General features: G+C 33.7%; 1 protein-coding gene. It reads right to left on the bottom strand.

Annotated elements, in window-relative coordinates:
* A partial coding sequence (locus ACFINS_RS10655; RefSeq protein WP_375706259.1) for a hypothetical protein occupies window positions 1–218 on the bottom strand: 218 nt, incomplete at its 3' end.
* Window positions 219–649 lie beyond the last annotated feature (431 nt).

Here is a 649-nt window from a genome sequence, read left to right as displayed (position 1 = left end):
GTCCACCCCATAGAGTTTATAATTTCATTTGTAGTTGCATGCGTTAATGAAGGATCTGCAACATTCCAAGTTGCCAAAGCGAAAACGCAAAAAACAATGAAACCCAAAAGCCCAAGCCCAATGAAAACACCAATCTGGCGCAAAAACATTTCTACGAGCCGCGAACCTTGAGAACTCTGCACTTCTAATGAATCATAAGGAGAAGAACTTTGCTGCATCCATCAATTCCAAATACAAAATCTTCCTATTAAAGGGTTTATAACATTCGGGTTATAAAATTATGGCCGCAAAATATTAATACAGTTTTAACCATCATAATCATAACAATTTCCTTAACCTGTAGTATCGTAACACATTATCCTGCAAAACAGGTATAAAGGAAACATTCACGCATGTTAAAAATACACTATCGTTTTTGTCTGATTTCAGTTTTCTTTTGTATCAACCAAGTATACAAATAGAGGACATGTCAATTTGAACAGAACGTTCAAGATAGGATTTATTAAGTGAAGTCCATGAAGGAAATTACACAAATAATCAACAGGAGAAACAAACCCAAGAAAACTTCACCTGTTTCATAAACCAGTGTCCGTTCAAAGAACTTTATATTTTATAGAGCAAGAAAGAAGTTAAATATTGTATAATTAAA

Origin of the sequence: Bartonella sp. AA2SXKL (assembly GCF_042197205.1) — a bacterium.
Lineage (GTDB): Bacteria > Pseudomonadota > Alphaproteobacteria > Rhizobiales > Rhizobiaceae > Bartonella.
The sequence above is the reverse complement of the archived record's forward strand: the minus strand, read 5'-3'. Positions and strand labels throughout refer to the sequence as shown.